Genomic DNA, 20349 nt, shown 5'->3' on the forward strand with positions numbered 1-20349 from the left:
ACTCTTTAAAGAACAAACATATGATATAATAGGAAAGAAATCTCAAAAGAGAAGAGAGGCTTTTTATGTCATTTCAAATCGGGGAACTTTTTAATTTGAATTATTGGCAGCAAATGCTTTCTGGTGATTTTTTATCACTAAACTTTTTTGTGAACATACTTGATATTCTGGTTGTCTGGTACTTAGTGTACAAGCTGATCCAGCTGCTAAGAGGAACGAAGGCCATTCAATTGCTAAAGGGAGTTGCAATTTTTATTGTGATTCGGATTTTAGCAGAAATAATTGGACTTCATACGCTATCCTGGTTGATGAATCAAGTCATTACCTATGGTGTTATCGCAGCAGTCGTCATTTTCCAACCTGAAATTCGTCGCGGATTGGAGCATCTTGGAAGAAGTTCGCTATTTAAACAAACGAAGAGTGAACAACAAGAAGATGAAAAAATGATTTTGTCATTCGATAAAGCGATCCAATATATGTCCAAGCGAAAAATTGGTGCATTGGTCACAATCGAACGTCATACAGGATTAGATGAGTACATTGAAACTGGAATTGCGTTAGATGCAGATATTACGGGGGAATTACTGATTAATATCTTCATTCCAAACACACCGCTTCATGATGGGGCCGTTATTGTAAAAGACGGTAAAATTGCAGTGGCTAGCGCATATTTACCTTTATCTGAGAGTATGTTGATCCCGAAAGAGTTTGGGACTCGTCACCGCGCAGCTGTCGGTATCAGTGAAGTCAGTGATGCGATTACGATCGTTGTCTCTGAAGAAACAGGAGATGTCAGTATCACTTTAGATAACGAATTGATTACTGGTTTATCTCAAGAAGAATATTTAGCAATCTTGCGTCGTGAATTGATTGCAGATGAAAAAACAAAGAACAGAAAAAATGTTCTTCAATCCTTCCTAGATGGCATGACTAAGGGAGGGGGTCGTAAATGATCTCAAAAGAAAAAAGAACCAGTATTCTTTATGGATTTATTGCGTTATTGTTTAGTATTGTTTTGTATTTCAATGCAAACAATCAATCAACCCAAAGTGTCTTATCTGGTTCTGAATCGTACACGCAAACTGTGAGTGACGTGCCTATTCAGTTATCTTATGATTCTGAAAAATATTATATTCACGGTTTTGTCACTACGGCAAAAGTGAAACTTACTAGCGCCAATCGCGTTCAGTTAAATGCGGAATCAAATATTGATACGCGAACGTTCCGTTTGAGCGCGGATTTAACTAAGTTAAGCGAAGGAACCCATGAAGTTTCACTAAGAGTCAGAAATCTTAGTAGCGCAGTGAATGCAAAAGTTGAACCAACTACAATCACGGTGACGATTGAAAAAAGGGTGAAAAAAGATTTTGAAGTAACAACAATCTTACCATCTGAAACGACACCTGCAGGTTATCAATTGGACACAGTTTCCGAAACACCGGAAAAAGTGACGATTACAACGGGTGATAAAACGTTAACAGAGATCAATCAAGTAGTTGCTCAAGTCAATGCATCTGACGTGACAGATGATGGTATCAATAGTAATGTAGCTGTGCAAGCTTTAAACAGTGCAGGAGAAGCGTTAAGTATCATTGCTGATCCAGTCAGTGTAAAAGTCCAAGCAGATGCAATCAAACCGACAAAAACAGTTCGACTTTACGGAACGCAACAAGGAGTTCGAGCTGAAGGTGTGAAAAGCTATGACTTTAATTTTTCGAAACTAGAAGCAGAAGTAACGGGAACAAGTGAGCTGTTGGAACAACTGGGAGATAGCATTACCGTTCCAATCGACGTGACAGGAATTACACATCGCTTGACGAGAGAGTACGAGATACCGGTCAGTGATGGGTTAAGCGTTTCGCCGGAAAAAGTGAGTGTCGAAATCACACCAGTGTTAGAAGAAACGACAAGTAGGAGTTCGTCTTCACGTTCAGAAGGTACGACAGATCGTTCGTCAACAACACAATCTGGAACAAACACAACGAGAACGACCACACCCTCGACTTCAGATACATCGACAAGTTCAGATACACAGACTTCGAGTACTGAAGAATCGACGAATGAAACGGTTGATTCAACCCAAAACTGATGGATGAAAGCGAACAATTGAATGGGAAAATTTCTTAGAAAATGAAGTTAAAGGAGCAAGTTAATCGTTATGGGTAAATATTTTGGAACGGACGGTGTCCGTGGAGAAGCAAATAAAGAGTTAACACCGGAATTAGCGTTCAAATTAGGACGTTATGGAGGATATGTTTTAAGTCAACACGAAGTTGAAGGAAAACGTCCTCGCGTTTTAGTTGGTCGTGATACTCGTATTTCTGGACAAATGCTTGAATCGGCTTTAGTCGCAGGTTTGTTATCAGTAGGGATTGAAGTCTTCCAATTAGGTGTGATCTCAACACCGGGTGTAGCTTACTTGACTCGTTTGCAAAAAGCAAGCGCTGGGGTAATGATTTCTGCATCACATAACCCTGCACAGGATAATGGCATCAAGTTCTTTGGAGCAGACGGATTCAAATTGGTTGATGATCAAGAATTAGAAATCGAAGCTTTGCTTGATGCGCCAACGGATGAGCTACCAAGACCTTCTGCTGAAGGATTAGGAACTGTCGAAGAATTTCCAGAAGGATTATTGAAGTATTCACAATTTTTAGTCCAAACAATCAATGGTGATTTATCTGGACTGACTGTTTGTGTGGATGCAGCAAATGGAGCGACAGCAACTTCTGTCAATCGTTTGTTTGCAGACTTGGAAACTGATTTCTACACAATGGGAACAAAACCAGACGGGTTGAATATCAATGATGGCGTCGGCTCAACACATCCAGAAAAATTGGCTGAGATGGTTGTTGAAAAAGGTGCAGATGTTGGTTTAGCGTTTGATGGTGATGGTGACCGAATCATTGCGGTTGATGAATTAGGAAACATTGTTGATGGCGATAAAATCATGTTTATCTGTGCGAAATATTTAGCAGAAAAAAATCGTTTGAAAAAAGATACTATCGTAACAACTGTTATGAGTAACTTAGGTTTCCATAAAGCAGTTGAAGGAATCGGTTTGAAAGATGTAATCACTCAAGTGGGTGATCGCTACGTAGTGGAAGAAATGCGTAAAAATGATTATAACTTTGGTGGCGAACAATCTGGTCACATGATTTTCCTAGATTTTAATACAACTGGTGATGGAATGTTGTCTGGGATTCAATTGTTGAATATTATGAAACAAACAGGCAAAAAATTATCAGAGCTTGCTAGCGAAGTAACGATTTATCCGCAAAAATTAGTGAACATTCGTGTCAGCGATAAAAATGGCGCAATGGATGTTCCTGCAATCAAGGCAGTGATTGATGAAGCAGAGGCTGAAATGAATGGTGAAGGTCGTATCTTAGTTCGTCCTTCAGGGACAGAACCGTTGTTGCGTGTCATGGCAGAAGCGCCAACGGATGAAAAAGTGAATTATTATGTTGATAAAATTGCTGCAGTCGTTAAAGCAGAAATTGGGATCGACTAATTGAAAAAAAGAGTCAAAGCGGATTTTCGCTTTGGCTCTTTTTCTTGCTGATGTCTTGCCTGAAAGAAACTTCTATACACAAAATGCAAAATAGTTTTGCTCTTTTGTGCATGATTATCAAAAAAGAAGTAGCCGTGAATTTTTCAGGGCTACTTCTTTTTGCGTTGATTGGGGAAGGCTAGAATTAGAATACTTTATTCAACGGTTACAGATTTTGCTAAGTTACGTGGTTTGTCCACGTCGAACCCTCGTAACAAGGTTGCATAATAAGCAAGCAATTGCGTAGGGACAACCGTTGTTAGCGGCGTGAAGAATGAATGAACGGTTGGTAAGATTAACTGATCCTTTTCTTTTGCTAACGCTTCTGTTGAAATGACTAGCGTGTTTGCACCACGGCTTTCAACTTCTTTTAAATTTCCGCGAGTGTGAGCACCAGTGATGGGATCACTAATGATTCCAATTACCGGAGTACCTTCTTCAATCAAGGCGATCGTTCCATGTTTCAATTCTCCAGCAGCAAAACCTTCTGCTTGGATATAGCTGATTTCTTTTAATTTCAATGCTGCCTCAAGAGAAACGTAATAATCAGAGCCACGTCCAATATAAAAAGCGTTTCGTGCATCATTCAAGTATACAGTAGCCAGTTGCTCCAAATATTCTTTTTGAGTGATGATTGTTTCCATCGCACTTGCTGCTAAACTTAGTTCATGAGCTACATCGAAATCCAAAGAAAGCATGTTTTTATTTTGATCACCAACAGCTTTTGCTAACAATGTTAAAACAGCGATTTGAGCAGTATAAGCTTTCGTTGAAGCAACAGCAATTTCTGGCCCAGCATGTAATAAAACAGTGAAGGAGGCTTCTCTTGATAACGTAGATCCAGCTACATTTGTAATTGTTAACGAAGGAAGCTCAAGCTGATTGATTTTCACTAATACTTGTCGACTGTCAGCGGTCTCGCCACTTTGACTTAGAAAAATGAAAAAGGGTTTTTTAGAAAGCAAAGGCATATGATAACCAAATTCACTTGCTAAATGGACTTCAACTGGTATTCCTGTCAATGTCTCTAAAGCCTGCTTTCCAGCAAGACCGGCATGGTAACTAGTACCACAAGCAACGATATAAATACGATCGCTGTCAGCAAGTGTTGTTACTAGTTCTTGGTCAAGTGCAATCTGATTTTCAGCCGTTACATACGTTTGCGCGATTTTACGCATGATAATCGGTTGTTCATCAATTTCTTTGAGCATGTAATAAGGATAGGTTCCTTTTTCGATATCAGAAGCATCAACTTGTGCTTCAAAAGAATCACGAGTGATTACGTCTCCTTGGTAATTTTGGATGATTACGTCATTTGCCGTGATAAGAACCATTTCTTGATCTTCGATTTCAACAAATGTTTTTGTTTGAGCTAGCATGGCCATTGCATCGCTGGCAATGACGTTGAAGCCGTCGCCTAAACCAATCAATAGAGGACTTTTATTTTTGGCAACATAGATGACTTCAGGTGTTGTGCGATCCACTAAACCAAATGCATAAGAACCTTTTGTTAGTTGAAGTGTTTTTAAGAAGGCTTCTTTCGTTGACAATCCATCATTAGCAAAAACTTCAATTAAATGTGCAATGATTTCTGTATCTGTTTCGCCGATAAATGTATGGTCAGCCAAATACGTTTCCTTCAGTTCTTCAAAATTTTCAATCACACCGTTGTGAACCAAAACAAAACGACCGCTTTGAGAAGTATGAGGATGGGCATTTTTTTCTGAAGGGATGCCATGAGTTGCCCAACGTGTATGACCAATCCCAATTGTCCCAGTAACTTCTGGTGTTAAGCGATTCTTTAAATTCTGGATTCGTCCTTGTGACTTAATTAAATAATCAGCAGAGTCATTTGCAACAAAAATACCGGCAGAGTCATACCCGCGATACTCTAATTTTTCTAATCCATTCACTAATCCAGGAGTAACATTTTCTAATCCAATCATTCCAACAATTCCACACATAAAAAAACATCCTACTTTCTTCAATAAATTGTCTGATGTTTCCAACTGCATGAGTATGTTTTTGTTCGATTCTCACAAATCGTTTTTTTCATACTCTGTAGAGTGCAGCTCCCTAGGGTCACCCGCCGAAACTTTCGATAAACCCTCTCCTCGTCATCTGGTTACCCAGATCTGGCGCTATCCTTAATGGTCTACTATTCTCCTTTTTCAAAAAAGTTTTGGAAACATTTAAAATAATAACTTTTATTGGTTATATTTGTCAACAAAAATCTTTTTTTGTCTAATTGGTATATATCTAATTTTCGTTTTTGGAGAAAGAGCCACCAGAATTTTATCGAAAATTGACTATTATCTTTTCCAGTAGTTCGGTACAATGGAAACAATCATAAATGTCTAATTTTTAGGAGGAGAAAATGGAAGCCAAAATAGAAATTCTTACGTTAGGTGAGTTAAAAAAACAACTGAAGGTACTCGAAGAGCTGCCAGAAGTAACAGATGAAACAAAAATTTTCTTAGATACTGGTTGGGACAGTATCCAAGAGCTAGCACCAGATGCGCTTGCTGTAGCAAAAGCACAAAAGTTTGTTGTTCATGATGAATTGACGAATGAAGCATTTGCGGGCTATGCACTAGAAGAAAAAGCGGAAAAAATGAATGCAGAAGAAGCAACAGAAACAGTAATCGTCATTAAAAACCTATATTAAAATTGTGAAGTAAGGAGAAAAAGATGAATAAAAAACGATGGATAGCTGTGGCAATTGCTGCGGGCTTGTTAGTGGTTTCGATGGTAGCTTCAAGTATGACACGACCTGTGAGTGACGAAATCCAGTTGGATAGTTTTAATCGTTTGTTGTATGGGGAAGATGATTTAACAGCAAATGTTCTTGAACCTGGTGATGAATCCGAACAGATTGTTAAGTTAACTGTTGATGGAACGATTCAAGGTGGAGGGTCTTCTGGTATTTTTGCATCCGAAGGGTATGACCATGACAATTTTATGAAACAGTTAAAAGAAATTGAAGAAGATGATACGATTAAAGGTGTTTTCTTAGAAGTGAATTCTCCTGGAGGAGGCGTTTATGAAAGTGCTGAGATTGCGAAAGAATTAAAGAAAATCCAAAGCGAACGCAAAATTCCTTTGTACGTTAGCATGAGAAGCATGGCTGCAAGTGGTGGATATTACATTTCAGCTAGCGCAGATAAAATTTATGCGACTGAAGAAACGATCACTGGTTCAATTGGTGTGATCATGTCTGGTTTAAACTATTCCGGTTTATTAGAAAAACTTGGCGTAGAAGACACGACAGTCAAAAGTGGTGCACTAAAAGATATGGGATCAAGCACTCGTCCGGAAACAGCAGAGGACCAAGCGGTATTACAAGCTTATATTGATAGTGCTTATGGTCGATTTGTTTCGGTAGTCAGCGAAGGACGCGATATGCCGGAAGCAGAAGTGAAAAAAATCGCTGATGGCCGTATTTATGATGGGGTTCAAGCGAAGGAAAATGGATTGGTTGACGAATTAGCATTTCCAGATGAAGCACTAGCAGCAATGAGAAAAGACCAGAAACTAGAAGATGCACAGCTGATCGAGTACAGTGCTTCTGGCACTGGATTTGCCAATACTTGGTTTGGTTCAAAATTAGCAGAGTTCCAAGGAATCAAGGCTTCAGAAACGAACCAAATTTTATCCGTTTTAGAAAACCTTGGTACGGCAGAATCTCCTAAAGCGATGTATTACTACGGAGGTGAATAACATGGCAGAAACTCCGGAAAAACAACCGATAAATGAACCGTCCGAAACAGTAAATGAACCAAAAGTGAATCCACAACCAGCTGTTGGACCAGATCAAGGATTTTCTCAAAAGGTACTGAACTCTTTTCGTAAAGAAGAATTGACAGAAGAACAAATCAAAGAAAAGCAAGCGGAATGGCAAGAATATACAGAGAGTCCTCCAGAAAAGAAAAAAATGAATGACTTTCCAACATATTTTTACGCTGGATTTTGGATTCGTTTCTTTGCTTTTTTGATTGATTTGCTCTGTATTGGTGCAATTACACGCTTAACTCTTGGCGTGATAAGCAATTTGGGCTGGATAACAATCAATGATTCCTATCTAAGTGTGTATGGGTTGTTAGGATTAGTGATTTATCTAAGTTATTTTGTTCTCTTGACAAAATTAAATCATGGGCAGACGTTAGGAAAAATGATTTTCGGCATTCGGGTCATCAGTTTTGATGAAATGCAATTGAGCTGGTCAACTGTTTTGGTGCGTGAAGCGGCTTGTCGATTTATTTTGAAATTTCCTTTACTCTTTATTGGATACATCCCGACGATTTTTAGTCAGAAAAAACAACATTTAGGTGACTACTTCTCAAATACAAGTGTTGTAACGGTTAATTTAATCAAAGCATTTAATCAAGAAATAAATGCTTGATTTCTAGAATTTGTTATTTTTGTTTGAGAATAGTTAAAAAGAAGAAAGGCTAGGACAAAAAATGTTCTAGTCTTTTTTTGATTAGTAGCTGCGATAAAACAGCGAGATAAAAGTATTGCTTTTGAAGATAAAATTAAAAGCTACAGAAAAATCAAAAAAATTTCTTTGAAAAATTCTTTCTTGCGTGATAATTATAATTTTGATTGTCACGCATTTTTTGTTTTGTTAAAATGGAAAAGGTTAGGAGGAGTGACATGGTTGGACCAGTTGATTTTCCAGAGAAATATGAGAATTTAATGCGTGTCGCTCAGCAAGCGCTCGCGCAACAAAATTTGGAAAAAGCAAAAGAATTGTTCACCCGCGCGTATGAATTGGAGCCAACGTTTGAAGCAAACAGTTTGCTTGTTTATTGCTTATATGAGTTAGATGAGAAGCAAGAGGCTTTGAGCCAAGCAGTGATCCATGAAGCGGAATATTTGAAGCAAGAAGAATTTGCCACTTTTTATTTTGATTTACTGATTGGTGCAAAAGATTGGTTGTATGCACGAAAATTAATTGCAGCTACGAATTTTTCCGATCAATTTGAACATGCAATGATTGAAAAAATCCAGCAAGCAGAAAACTTTTCTGGACAATTAGCGAGGCAAAAAATACGTCAAACGCATCAAAAATTGGTGAGCATCGCAGAAATGTCGCCAACGGAACAATTAACATTGATTGGTGAGCTCGAGCAATTACCCTATCACGAATTTATCCAAGTAACAAAAAAAGTATTGATCCGTACAGATATCCATTTATTTGTGCGTGCAAAACTTCTAGAGCTTCTAGTACAAGTTGGAGAAAGCAAACCAGTAGCTTTTTTGACAATTGATGAGCAACTGATTGAAGTCGTGCCACAAAATTTACCAAAACCAGCCCAACAAAAAAGCTATTGCTGTTTAAGAAACTTAGCCCAAGCTTATGAAAATCAAGATGCATTGTTGAGTGCAGGATTAAAAGAAGAGTTCATGATGCAAGCGGCAATCACGTATCCAGTTTTTGATACTTATATTGGTGAAGCTGCAAAGTGGTTTGAGGGAACGATCAATGTATATCAAGAAACAACAGAAACCTGTTTCACTGAAGCAGAAAAAGCAAAGTTTTTAGCAAAACGAGAAAAAATCTTATATTTGATGCAACAATTTCTTTAAACAAGAATGAAAAAACGTCAAAAGAAAGAAAAAAACTAGTGAAAATCAGGGATTCAGGCTATTCAATATGTTTACAATTTTAAAGCGTTAGTGTACTATTTAATGGTATGCATGAAACGCTTTTGATGTATAAAATGAATTTCAAAACTCGGAGGGAAATAAATGACTGCAACATTTGAAAAAAAAGGCACAAATGATGGTGTTTTAACATTTACGATTGCGCAACCAGAAATCCAAAAAGGACTAACAGCTGCGTTTAATAAAGTTAAAGGAAACTTAAACGTTCCTGGTTTCCGTAAAGGAAAAGTTTCTCGTCAAGTCTTCAACCGTATGTACGGAGAAGAAGCTTTGTATGAAGATGCATTGAACGCTGTATTGCCAGAAGCTTATGAAGCTGCTGTAAAAGAAGCTGGAATCGATCCAGTATCTCAACCAAAAATCGACGTTGAAAGCATGGAAAAAGGCCAAGACTGGACAATCACTGCTGAAGTAACAGTGAAACCAGAAGTTAAATTAGGTCAATACAAAGATTTAGTTGTTGAAAAACAAGACCGTGAAGTAACGGATGCTGATGTTGATGCACGTCTTAAACAAGAACAAGATGCACAAGCAGAATTAGTTATCAAAGAAGATGAAGCTGCAAAAGACGGCGACACTGTCGTAATCGATTTCGAAGGATTCATTGGTGACGAAGCATTCGAAGGCGGAAAAGGGGAAAACTACTCACTTGAATTAGGTTCTGGCTCATTCATTCCAGGATTCGAAGAACAATTAGTGGGTCACAAATCAGGCGACAGCTTAGATGTAAACGTGACTTTCCCTGCTGAATACCAAGCAGAAGACTTAGCTGGTAAAGATGCAACATTCAAAGTAACGGTTCACGAAGTAAAATCAAAAGAAGTTCCTGAACTAGACGATGAATTTGCAAAAGATGTTGATGATGAAGTTTCAACATTAGCAGAATTGAAAGAAAAAATCCGTAAAGAATTAACAGAAGCTAAAGAAAAAGCTGCTGAAGATGCAAAAGACGAAGCTGCTATTCGTTTAGCTGTTGATAATGCTGAAATCGTTGAATTACCACATGTAATGGTTCATGACGAAGTTCACCGTTCAATGGATGAATTCTTAAACAACATGCAACGTCAAGGAATCTCTCCTGAAATGTACTACCAATTAACTGGTTCTACAGAAGACGACTTGCATAAACAATTTGAAGGTGAAGCTGACTTGCGTACAAGAACAAATCTTGTAATTGAAGCAATCGCTGCTGCTGAAAACTTAGAGGCAACAGAAGAAGAAATCACTGCAGAAATCAACGAATTGGCTGAATCTTACAATATGCCAATCGAACAAATCAAACGCGTGTTGACTGAAGACATGTTAAGCCATGACGTAACAATGAAAAAAGCGATTGATTTGATTACTGGAACTGCAACAGAAGCTAAGTAATAATTATAGATGTAACAGATTTGATCCATCGGTCAAAAATGTGAAAATTTGCTGGAAAGGCTGGGACTTGATTTAGTTTTTTAAATTATGTCCCAGCTTTCCTTTTTAATAAAAGACGCAAAAAAAAAGGCTGATTTTCGGTGCTTTTGCTTTTTTTTATTTTATGTTATGATAGTTGAAGACTGCAAAGTCGCTGATAGTTTCTTGCATTTTTTTGCAAGCTAAGGGGTGAAGACCATGTATGATAATCCAAGTGGTAATGAGACCGTACGTTGTTCTTTTTGCGGCAAGACCCAAGAAGAAGTGAAAAAAATCGTAGCAGGTCCTGGGGTCTACATCTGTAATGAATGTATCGACCTATGTAAAGAAATAATTGACGAAGAATTTTATGAAGAAGCAGTACGTGAGTTCACTGAAGTACCTAAACCTCAAGAAATTCTTGATGTCTTGAATGATTATGTGATTGGGCAAGATCGTGCAAAACGATCATTAGCAGTTGCAGTTTATAATCACTATAAACGTGTCAATCAACAAGCAAGCGAGACTTCAGAAGATGTAGAATTACAAAAAAGTAATATTTGTTTAATTGGTCCAACAGGTTCTGGTAAGACATTCCTTGCACAGACATTAGCTAAAACATTGAATGTGCCATTTGCTATCGCAGATGCCACAAGTTTAACAGAAGCGGGTTATGTTGGAGAAGATGTTGAAAATATCTTACTCAAACTATTACAATCAGCTGATTACAATGTTGAGCGCGCTGAAAAAGGAATCATTTACATCGATGAAATTGATAAGATTGCACGCAAAAGTGAGAATGTTTCAATTACTCGAGATGTATCTGGTGAAGGTGTCCAACAAGCCTTGTTGAAAATTCTAGAAGGTACAGTTGCGAGCGTACCACCTCAAGGAGGGCGCAAACATCCGCATCAAGAATTTATCCAAATCGACACGACAAATGTCTTGTTTATCGTCGGTGGTGCGTTTGATGGAATCGAAACGATTGTAAAAAATCGAATGGGTGAAAAAACAATTGGTTTTGGTACCAATAATCAAAAAATCTCTGATGAAGAAAGTGTCATGCAGCATATTATCCCAGAAGATTTATTGAAATTTGGATTGATTCCAGAATTTATTGGACGTTTACCTGTGATGGCAGCGTTAGAAAAATTAACAACAGCTGATTTAGTTCGTATTTTGACAGAGCCTAAAAATGCGTTAGTTAAACAATACCAAAAACTTCTTTCTTTAGATGATACTGAATTAGAATTTGAACCAGAGGCACTACAAGCAATTGCCAACAAAGCAATTGAACGTAATACCGGCGCGCGTGGCTTGCGTTCAATCATTGAAGAAATCATGATGGACGTGATGTTCGATATTCCTTCAGACGAAACTATCGAGAAAGTGATTATCACCAAAGAAGCAGCTGAATTTACGGGTAAGCCGACAATCATTTATAAAGATACAGAGAAAAAAGCTGGATAATGTGAAAGAGGTTGGGACATAACTTTCGAGCTATGTCTCAGCTTTTTTTTAAAGGAGAGAAATTATGAAAGTTCATCAAGCCGATATCGTCATCAGTGCGGTTGCTCCGAAACAATACCCTGAAACGCAATTACCAGAAATTGCGCTAGCAGGGCGATCAAATGTTGGAAAATCTTCCTTTATCAATACACTAATTGATCGAAAAAACTTAGCTAGAACTTCAGGTAAACCAGGAAAGACACAAACGCTAAATTTTTATTTGATTGAAGATGCGTTACACTTTGTGGATGTACCTGGATATGGTTATGCGAAAGTTTCGAAAACGGAACGGGCGAAGTGGGGGAAAATGATTGAGACTTATTTAACAACGCGTGAACAATTACGAGCTGTTGTTTCTTTAGTCGATGTGCGTCACAAGCCCTCGCAAGAAGATATCCAAATGTATCAATTTTTAAAGTATTATGATATTCCTGTAATTGTAGTGGCAACTAAAGCTGACAAAATTCCAAGAGGGAAATGGAACAAACATGAGAGTGAAATCAAGAAGGCGCTTGATTTTGACCATAATGACCAATTTATTTTATTTTCTTCCGTAACAAAAAAAGGAAAAGATGAAGCCTGGAAAGCAATTGAAGATGCCATCGGCTATCAAGCATAAAAAGAACCCCCGCAACTGTTAAGTTGTGGGGGTTCTTTTCGTTCTATTTCTTCGTTTTAGTAGCTTTCTTCGCTTTATTTGAGTCAGGAGTTTCTGGTTTTAAAAAACGGTTGATATCTTCATTAGAAGCTACTTTTTTCTCTGGATCAACTGCAAATGACTCGAAAAGTTTGTCGAGATTGTCCGTACGTTCGAATTTTAGTCCCATTTCTATCACCTCATTGATAGTGTACCATGTAATTCTTAAAAATCTACTATAATTTATGAAGTCGAAAAATTTTGGATTTTGACATTTATTAGTTATAATTGGATTATAAAAAGATTTGAAAGAGGTGAGAAAAATGTTTGGCGAAGAAAAACTATTAATGACTATTCAGATGAATAACTTAAAGGAACAAGATAAATTACAGGAAATAACTGACTGGAGTATACTGGTCCGTTTATTGATTCAGCCGACATTTTTTCGACCTTTTCATGGAGCAACTGAATCCTTTCATTTAAAAAAATTCCAATTAGCGTTAGAGTTAGCTGCAGAGAATGAAAAAATCTTTTTCGTCGTGGGAGATGAAGGAAATGAATGCAGTTTTCATTATGAAAATCAGCAGTTATTGATTAAGAATGTGATCGATCGACAGGTCTTTAATGACAAAGAAACGTTAATTCGTGACTATCTTCGGATGAAAATGGCGAAGCATGGTGTGTTTGCCTATCTGCGTGCTTACGGTGAATTCTTGGCACATAATACAAAAGAACTTGATCGACGAACATTATTTGAAACACAAGAAGAAATTGCTGGTCTTCCAAAGATGAAAGGGCAACATGGAGAAGTAATCGTTGATTGTAATCATTTTGCTGGCTATGATTTGTTTTATCGTGGCTTGTGTTTCACATCTTGTTGGGAAATGTATTACAGTTCTGCTTATTACAAGGTTATTCCAAGACCAATTTTTCTTGACGTCCAGCAGGTGGAAAGTATTGCTGAACTAGAAAATCAGGTGCTGAGGATTCAGCTTTACAAAAATCCATTTAACTGGCGGAAAAAAGAAAATCTGCGTTTTCAATCTTACTATCGTGATCAACTGGGTTTTGATCACTTGGCTTGGGACAATGGTGTAGGCTTACTGAAAGAACCCTTTATTGAATACGCATACACCGATCGAGTAATCCAATCTGTTCAGTATCAAAATCAAAATATGCAACCTGTACCTAAAAAAGCAGCAACTTTTTTTGTTACAAGAAGTTATGATATCGAACAAAATCAGTATCGTGAACGTCGCGTAAAAGGAGCTTTAAATGCTCAAGCTTATTTTCCTTGGGTCGATGAAAATCGCGCACAAATGATGTGTTATAAAGTGATTGATCCGACTGTCGCAATGGACGAAGGAATTCAAGCGTATTGTTATTACATTCGGGAATATTTAGAAGTAGAAGTCCAAGATGAAAAGTATCAAGATTTTCAAGTTGTTTTGAGATTGTATATTCCGCCAGAAGCTTTAGCAAATTTACCAATTGCTGAGATGAAGAAGCAATTAGCAGATGTCAAAATAAGTCGGCAAAAAAAGAAAAAAGGAACAATCTTCTTTGACTTAAAAAAAGGAGACAATCATTTAAGAGTCGTTTTCTTGGATTATCGTAAATTAGAAGCATTAACAACTATACAGAGAGCATGAGGTGGAGAAAATGGATAAAAAATTATATTATCGTGTGATGGGACCGACAGTTGTTTTAGCCGCATTAGTTTTATTTATCCCGAATTTTTCGATTCGTTCATTGGTTGGTTTTTTGATTATGTTTTCTGGTTTGGGAACTTACTATCGACTGTCACGGAAAGTAAAAGTACAACCGATTTATATCAAGAAAGAGAAATAAAGAATAGCAATTTTAAGAGAGACATCATTAAGATGACTCTCTTTTTTTGGTTTTTCAAAAATATTTCATCCGTTGAACGTTTTAGAATTTTGTTGAATGTTTTTGGATGTTTTGTGTTGCAAGCCAATAATTAATATGTTACTATTTGTCGTGAGGAGGTTGTGGAAATGCTTACAGAAGAACGTAGACAGAAAATTTTAGACTTGTTAGATCAGCATAAAATTGTTAAGTCACAAGATCTGGTAACCTTGTTAGATGCGTCTGAATCCACTATTCGTCGTGATTTACAAGAGTTGGAAAATGAAGGCTTTTTGGAAAGAATCCATGGTGGTGCCAAAAAAGACCAACTTTTGGGCTTTGAACAAGCGATGAGTGAAAAAACGCTCAAAAACGTTCAAGAAAAACAAGAAATTGCTCGTTTAGCTGCTGATTTGATTGAAACAGATGATGTTATCTATCTTGATGCTGGCTCAACAACGTTGGAAATGATTCCATTTTTACAAGGAAAAAACGTGACAGTTGTTACCAATTCGGTCAAGCATGCTGCTAATTTAGTTGACTTACAAATACCAACAATCATTTTAGGTGGTCAAGTCAAGTTGTCAACGAATGCAGTTTTGGGTTCAAGTAGTGTGGAACAGTTGAGTGCATTTCATTTTAACAAAGCATTCATGGGAATGAACGGCGCGCATTTGGTCCAAGGCTTTACGACACCAGATCCGGAAGAAGCAGCGCTTAAACGAATTGCAATGAGACAATCCGAAGAAGCGTTTGTTTTGATTGATCAAACGAAATTTAATAAGTTATCTTTCACTTCTGTTGCTCCTTTAGCGGCAGCCACAATCGTAACCGAGCGTTGTCCATTAGAATTTGTCGCAGATTATCGCGACCTGACAACAATTAAGGAGGCTATTCAATGATTTACACAGTAACACTTAATCCATCAATTGACTTTATTGTTCGTGTGGATGGATTAAAATTAGGCGATTTGAATCGCATGACAGAAGATTTTAAATTACCAGGGGGTAAAGGCATCAACGTTTCTCGTATCTTAAAACGTATTGATTCAAATTCAACTGCACTTGGGTTTTTAGGCGGATTTACCGGCGAATTTATTTCTGATTGGTTGAAAAAAGAACAAATTCATACTTTGTTTACCAAAGTACATGAAGATACACGCATCAATATCAAATTGAAATCAGATGCTGAAACAGAAATCAATGGATTAGGTCCAGTTATCTCTAATGAAGAAATCAATGAATTGAAGCAAGCGTTAAGTACAGTTGAAGCAGGGGATATTGTCGTGTTATCTGGAAGTACACCTGCAAGTCTTAGAAAAGGTTTTTATCAAGAGTTGATTGAAATCATTCGTGACAAAGGTGCTGACTTCGTGATCGATACTACGGGAGAAGATTTAAAAAATGCTCTGTCAAAAGAACCGTTATTAATCAAACCAAATAATCATGAATTAGCAGAGCTGTATCAAACAAGTTTTGAGTCCATTGAAGACATCATTCCTTATGGTCGTAAATTATTGGCAGAAGGTGCACAAAATGTATTGATCTCAATGGCTGGTGATGGTGCATTGTTGTTTACTAAAGAAGGAGCCTATCAATCGAATGTTTTAGTGCGACCTTTGAAAAACTCAGTAGGCGCCGGAGACTCAATGATTGCTGGATTTATTGGTTCATTTAGCCAACATCAGGATGCAGTTGAAGCGTTCAAATGGGGCGTTGCTTGTGGAAGTGCAACAGCATTCTCTGATGATTTAGCATCTCGCGAAATGATTGATTCACTATTACCTGAAGTTGAAATTACAAAAATCGACTAAATTTTAAGGAGGATAACCATGAATATTAAAGATTTGATGGTCAAAGAAGCAATGATCATGGATTTGCAAGCCACTGATAAAGCAGGGGCTATTGATGAAATGGTACAAAAAATGTACGATGCTGGCCGCATATCAGATATCGACACATATAAACAAGGAATTTTAGCACGTGAAGCGCAAACATCTACAGGTTTAGGTGATGGAATCGCAATGCCACATGCAAAAAATGCTGCTGTTAAAGAAGCAACCGTTTTATTTGCAAAAAGTAAAGCAGGTGTTGACTATGAAGCACTCGATGGTCAACCAACTTATCTCTTTTTCATGATTGCTGCTCCAGAAGGCGCAAATGATACTCACTTGCAAGCTTTAGCTGCATTATCACGCTTGTTGATCAATCCAGATTTTGTGGAAAAATTAAAAGAAGTTCAAACACCTGATGAAGTGCAAGAACTTTTCCAAACAGCTGAAGACGAAAAAGAAGCAGAAGAAAAAGCAGAACAAGCTGCCCAACAAATTGAAACATTAACTGATTCAGACCGAAAATTTGTCGTAGCTGTGACAGCTTGCCCAACTGGAATTGCGCATACGTACATGGCAGAGGATGCTTTGAAGAAAAAAGCAAAAGAGATGGGTGTAGATATCAAAGTTGAAACAAATGGTTCTGAAGGAATTAAAAATCGTTTGACTGCAGAAGATATCGCACGTGCAGACGGCGTAATCGTTGCAGCAGATAAAAAAGTCGAGATGAATCGTTTTGATGGGAAAAAATTAGTGAATCGTCCAGTAAGTGATGGCATTCGTAAATCAGAAGAACTGATCAATCTTGCAGTTGAGGGAAATGCACCTGTTTTCCATGGTGATAGTAAAAATGATTCGTCAGATGAAGGAAATGCTGATGGAACAATCGGGCAACGAATCTATAAAGATTTGATGAACGGGGTTTCACATATGCTACCATTTGTAATCGGTGGTGGGATTGCGATTGCACTTTCCTTTATGATTGACCAATTTATGGGTGTGCCACAAGATCAATTGGCAAACTTAGGGAATTATAATCAAATAGCAAGCTGGTTCAATCAAATTGGGCAAGCAGCATTTGGATTTATGTTACCTGTTTTAGCTGGATTTATTGCATCAAGTATCGGTGACCGTCCTGGATTAGTTGTTGGTTTTGCTGCAGGAGCATTAGCTAATGCTGGCGGAGCTGGTTTCTTAGGTGCATTGATTGGTGGTTTCTTGGCTGGTTATGTCATTGTCTTCTTGCGTAAAGTCTTTAAGAATTTACCAAAATCATTGGATGGAATCAAAACGATTTTGTTCTATCCAGTCTTTGGGCTATTGATTACTGGGTTCTTGATGTTGATGGTCAATGTGCCAATGAAAGCAATCAATGATGGATTGAACGGTTTCTTGACAAGTATGAGTGGTTCAAATGCCGCATTACTTGGTGCTTTGTTAGCTGGAATGATGGCTGCCGATCTTGGTGGACCAATCAACAAAGCAGCTTACGTGTTTGGTACAGCAACACTTGCAACAACTGTTGCAACTGGTGGTAGTGTCGTTATGGCATCTGTTATGGCAGGTGGGATGGTTCCACCATTAGCAATTTTCGTTGCAACTGTATTATTCAGAAATAAATTTAGTAAAGCAGATCAAGATGCTGGTTTAACAAACATTGTAATGGGACTATCCTTTGTAACAGAAGGCTCAATTCCATTTGCTGCTGCTGACCCAGTTCGCGCAATTCCAAGTTTCATCGTAGGTTCTGCTTTAACTGGTGGTTTAGTTGGCGCTTTTGGTATCAAATTATTAGCACCACATGGTGGGATCTTCGTTGTCTTCTTACTTAGTCATCCTGTATTGTACTTAGTCTTTATTGCGATTGGTGCAGTTGTCTCAGGTGTGATTTATGGATTATTAAGAAAAACGCCAGAAGCTGTTGAAGCTTAATTTTAAATAGACGAATCATGGCAACTTCTTATCACTCTTTCTTAGAGAGAGTGATAAGAAGTTTTTTTGTCTGGGCAATTATTGGTTGTTTCTTCGACGGTATCTTTGAAAACCTATGGAGACGACAAAAACAACAATTCAATTGAATAAAGATTGAGAGCAGGTTTATTCAACGGAAAAAGTGGCGACTGTTTGTCATTCAGAAACGAGAATAATCGAAACCACCTCAAAAAATAAATAATAGACTAGGCATTTATTGAGGTGAACTTGGCAAAATTTTAGTTTTTAGTAATCGATATCAACTATGTATAAAAAAACGAGTGAGTATGAATAAAAAATTCATACTCACTCGTTTCAAGATGAAATGCTAATTAGATTTCATCTTGATTTCTTTTTTGATTGATACCATATTTGCTTCATCTGTCAAAATGACTAGAATATCTCCAACCTTCATTACTGTATCACCGTGTGTAATCAATTCTTTTTTTCCTCGATAAATTGAAATAAGCAGCATATTTTTAGGCCAATTAAAATCACGAACCATCATACCATCTAGTTGGCTTTCAGCTGTAACGGGAAAATCAAAAGTTGTTTTCTTCCCAGATAATTGCTTGGGTTGACTACCAATTAGTCGTTCAAGTAAAGATTCATAAATCGGATGCCCACCCAATAAATCATTTACGATATAGGCAACCAAAGAAGCAACACCAAGTGGCATCAAATGATTGAGGGAGCCAACCATTTCAGTCACAAGGATAATTGCAGTCAAAGGTGCTTTGCCGATTGCTGTAAAGTAACCTGCCATAGCAATCACAACGAAATCTTTCACAAAAACAGGATCCATTCCAAAATAAAGAACAAGCAATTGTCCATACAGACTACCAATCAGAGCGCCTAGTGTCAAAATGGGCAAGAAAATCCCTCCTGGCAAATTACCACCATATGAAACCATGGAGAAAACAAAGCGAATGATTAGTAATAAAATAATTCCTTGAAGTGGTGGCGTAATTTGTCCCAATTGGACGACGATTTGATTACCTCCACCTAAAATCGTTGGCCAAAAGTAGCCTATCGGTAAGACTAAAAGGAAAGGCACAAGTCCATGATAATACTCAGGTAAGGGGACTCTTTTATAGAATCGCGGCAAAGCGAGCAATGTTTTTTGATACATAAAACCAAGGAGTCCTAAAATAATTCCTAAAACAATCAAAGCACCATAATAATGAAAAGGTAAAGAAGGCAGTGCCCCTAAATAAAGTACAGGTTTCAGTCCAAAAAAATAAAGTGAAACAGCATTTGCGACGATTGCTGAAGTAAAAGAAGTCAGCCAAACTAAAGGCGAAAATGAATGGTGAACCTCTTCAATGACAAATAGCAATCCAGCAACAGGTGCATTAAACGCTGCGGCTAAACCAGCACTAGCACCACTTGAAATCAAAATTTTCTCTTCGGAACTAGATGAATGGAAAAGTTGACTCATGCCTTGTCCCACCGTTGCTCCTAATTGGATTGAAGGGCCTTCCCGACCCAAGAATAGACCTGATCCCACAGAAAGGATTCCGCCAACCATTTTTTTCCACAAAACAGAAAACCAATGATAGGTTAATTCACCTTGTAATTGTCCCTCGACTTGGGGAATCCCACTTCCTTTGATTGCAGGTTCACGCTTGATCAATTGACCAACTAAAAAAGCAGCAACCACTGAAAAAAGTAATAAGCCAAAGAGAATGCTGGGTGTTTTCTGACTTTGTTGATATAAAAATTGGATTTTTTTGCTTAGTGTTTCAATCCCTAATCGAAACAAACTAACCACGAGACCCGCAAATAAACCGACAAGTATCCCTTTTAAAATGAAAAGAATACGTGTGTCATCGAATGTTATTCGTTTAAAGCTTTTTTCCATAGTAAACTTATCCCTCACTTTCCTTTACTTTAGCATGAAATTGGTGCTCTGACGAG

At 37.6% G+C, this 20349-nt stretch carries 18 protein-coding genes; 15 read left to right on the plus strand and 3 right to left on the minus strand.

The window, feature by feature from the left end:
- Positions 1 to 65 precede the first annotated feature (65 nt).
- The 3 genes from cdaA to glmM all read left to right on the plus strand — a co-directional run bounded on the left by cdaA (position 66) and on the right by glmM (position 3514).
- Positions 66 to 953 (plus strand): diadenylate cyclase CdaA, encoded by an 888-nt coding sequence (gene cdaA, locus JZO71_RS01025; RefSeq protein ID WP_067484300.1) that lies wholly within the window; start codon positions 66 to 68, stop codon positions 951 to 953.
- On the plus strand, positions 950 to 2089 hold the full coding sequence (locus JZO71_RS01030) for a CdaR family protein (RefSeq protein WP_206897748.1): 1140 nt from the start codon (positions 950 to 952) through the stop codon (positions 2087 to 2089). Before cdaA ends, JZO71_RS01030 begins: the two co-directional genes overlap by 4 nt.
- 69 nt (positions 2090 to 2158) lie before the next feature.
- The gene (gene glmM, locus JZO71_RS01035; protein ID WP_206897750.1) at positions 2159 to 3514 is read left to right on the plus strand and encodes a phosphoglucosamine mutase; all 1356 of its coding nucleotides are present in this window, start codon (positions 2159 to 2161) and stop codon (positions 3512 to 3514) included.
- A 194-nt stretch (positions 3515 to 3708) separates the two neighbouring features.
- Here glmM and glmS read toward each other — a convergent pair whose 3' ends face one another.
- A complete protein-coding gene (gene glmS / locus JZO71_RS01040; RefSeq protein ID WP_206897751.1) occupies positions 3709 to 5517 on the minus strand; it encodes a glutamine--fructose-6-phosphate transaminase (isomerizing) in 1809 nt (602 codons plus the stop codon).
- A gap of 413 nt (positions 5518 to 5930) precedes the next feature.
- Here glmS and JZO71_RS01045 point away from each other — a divergent pair, with 413 nt between their 5' ends.
- The 7 genes from JZO71_RS01045 (at position 5931) to yihA (ending at position 12740) form a co-directional block, all read left to right on the plus strand.
- Positions 5931 to 6221 carry a hypothetical protein gene (locus JZO71_RS01045; RefSeq protein WP_206897753.1) on the plus strand — a complete coding sequence of 97 codons (291 nt, stop codon included), beginning with the start codon at positions 5931 to 5933 and terminating at the stop codon, positions 6219 to 6221.
- A gap of 23 nt (positions 6222 to 6244) precedes the next feature.
- Complete coding sequence (sppA, locus tag JZO71_RS01050; protein ID WP_206897755.1) at positions 6245 to 7273, plus strand: signal peptide peptidase SppA; 1029 nt, start codon at positions 6245 to 6247, stop codon at positions 7271 to 7273.
- Position 7274: 1 nt separating this feature from the next.
- Positions 7275 to 7955 (plus strand): RDD family protein, encoded by a 681-nt coding sequence (locus JZO71_RS01055; protein WP_206897756.1) that lies wholly within the window; start codon positions 7275 to 7277, stop codon positions 7953 to 7955.
- A gap of 254 nt (positions 7956 to 8209) precedes the next feature.
- Positions 8210 to 9145, plus strand: coding sequence for a hypothetical protein (locus tag JZO71_RS01060; protein WP_206897757.1), 936 nt, complete (start codon positions 8210 to 8212; stop codon positions 9143 to 9145).
- A 162-nt stretch (positions 9146 to 9307) separates the two neighbouring features.
- On the plus strand, positions 9308 to 10594 hold the full coding sequence (tig, locus tag JZO71_RS01065; protein ID WP_206897758.1) for a trigger factor: 1287 nt from the start codon (positions 9308 to 9310) through the stop codon (positions 10592 to 10594).
- Between the two features lie 237 nt (positions 10595 to 10831).
- Positions 10832 to 12082: an ATP-dependent Clp protease ATP-binding subunit ClpX gene (gene clpX, locus JZO71_RS01070; RefSeq protein WP_206897759.1), complete on the plus strand. Its 1251-nt coding sequence runs from the start codon at positions 10832 to 10834 to the stop codon at positions 12080 to 12082.
- A 64-nt stretch (positions 12083 to 12146) separates the two neighbouring features.
- A complete protein-coding gene (yihA, locus tag JZO71_RS01075) occupies positions 12147 to 12740 on the plus strand; it encodes a ribosome biogenesis GTP-binding protein YihA/YsxC (protein WP_206897760.1) in 594 nt (197 codons plus the stop codon).
- 43 nt (positions 12741 to 12783) lie between these two features.
- Here yihA and JZO71_RS01080 read toward each other — a convergent pair whose 3' ends face one another.
- On the minus strand, positions 12784 to 12948 hold the full coding sequence (locus JZO71_RS01080) for an SPJ_0845 family protein (protein WP_206897761.1): 165 nt from the start codon (positions 12946 to 12948) through the stop codon (positions 12784 to 12786).
- 133 nt (positions 12949 to 13081) lie between these two features.
- Here JZO71_RS01080 and JZO71_RS01085 point away from each other — a divergent pair, with 133 nt between their 5' ends.
- From JZO71_RS01085 to JZO71_RS01105, 5 genes are all read left to right on the plus strand, one after another.
- Positions 13082 to 14410, plus strand: a complete 1329-nt coding sequence (locus JZO71_RS01085) for a hypothetical protein (protein WP_206897762.1) — start codon at positions 13082 to 13084, stop codon at positions 14408 to 14410.
- A gap of 10 nt (positions 14411 to 14420) precedes the next feature.
- Complete coding sequence (locus JZO71_RS01090) at positions 14421 to 14609, plus strand: hypothetical protein (RefSeq protein ID WP_206897763.1); 189 nt, start codon at positions 14421 to 14423, stop codon at positions 14607 to 14609.
- Positions 14610 to 14776: 167 nt separating this feature from the next.
- A complete protein-coding gene (locus JZO71_RS01095) occupies positions 14777 to 15529 on the plus strand; it encodes a DeoR/GlpR family DNA-binding transcription regulator (protein WP_206897764.1) in 753 nt (250 codons plus the stop codon).
- Positions 15526 to 16440: a 1-phosphofructokinase gene (gene pfkB, locus JZO71_RS01100; protein ID WP_206897765.1), complete on the plus strand. Its 915-nt coding sequence runs from the start codon at positions 15526 to 15528 to the stop codon at positions 16438 to 16440. The genes JZO71_RS01095 and pfkB overlap by 4 nt, the downstream gene beginning before the upstream one ends.
- 18 nt (positions 16441 to 16458) lie before the next feature.
- On the plus strand, positions 16459 to 18390 hold the full coding sequence (locus JZO71_RS01105) for a PTS fructose transporter subunit IIABC (RefSeq protein WP_206897766.1): 1932 nt from the start codon (positions 16459 to 16461) through the stop codon (positions 18388 to 18390).
- 367 nt (positions 18391 to 18757) lie between these two features.
- On the opposite strand, the gene JZO71_RS01110 is transcribed toward JZO71_RS01105, so the two are convergent.
- On the minus strand, positions 18758 to 20293 hold the full coding sequence (locus JZO71_RS01110; protein WP_206897767.1) for a ClC family H(+)/Cl(-) exchange transporter: 1536 nt from the start codon (positions 20291 to 20293) through the stop codon (positions 18758 to 18760).
- Positions 20294 to 20349: the final 56 nt, after the last annotated feature.

Source organism: Candidatus Enterococcus courvalinii, from assembly GCF_017315945.1.
Classification (GTDB): Bacteria; Bacillota; Bacilli; order Lactobacillales; family Enterococcaceae; genus Enterococcus_B; species Enterococcus_B courvalinii.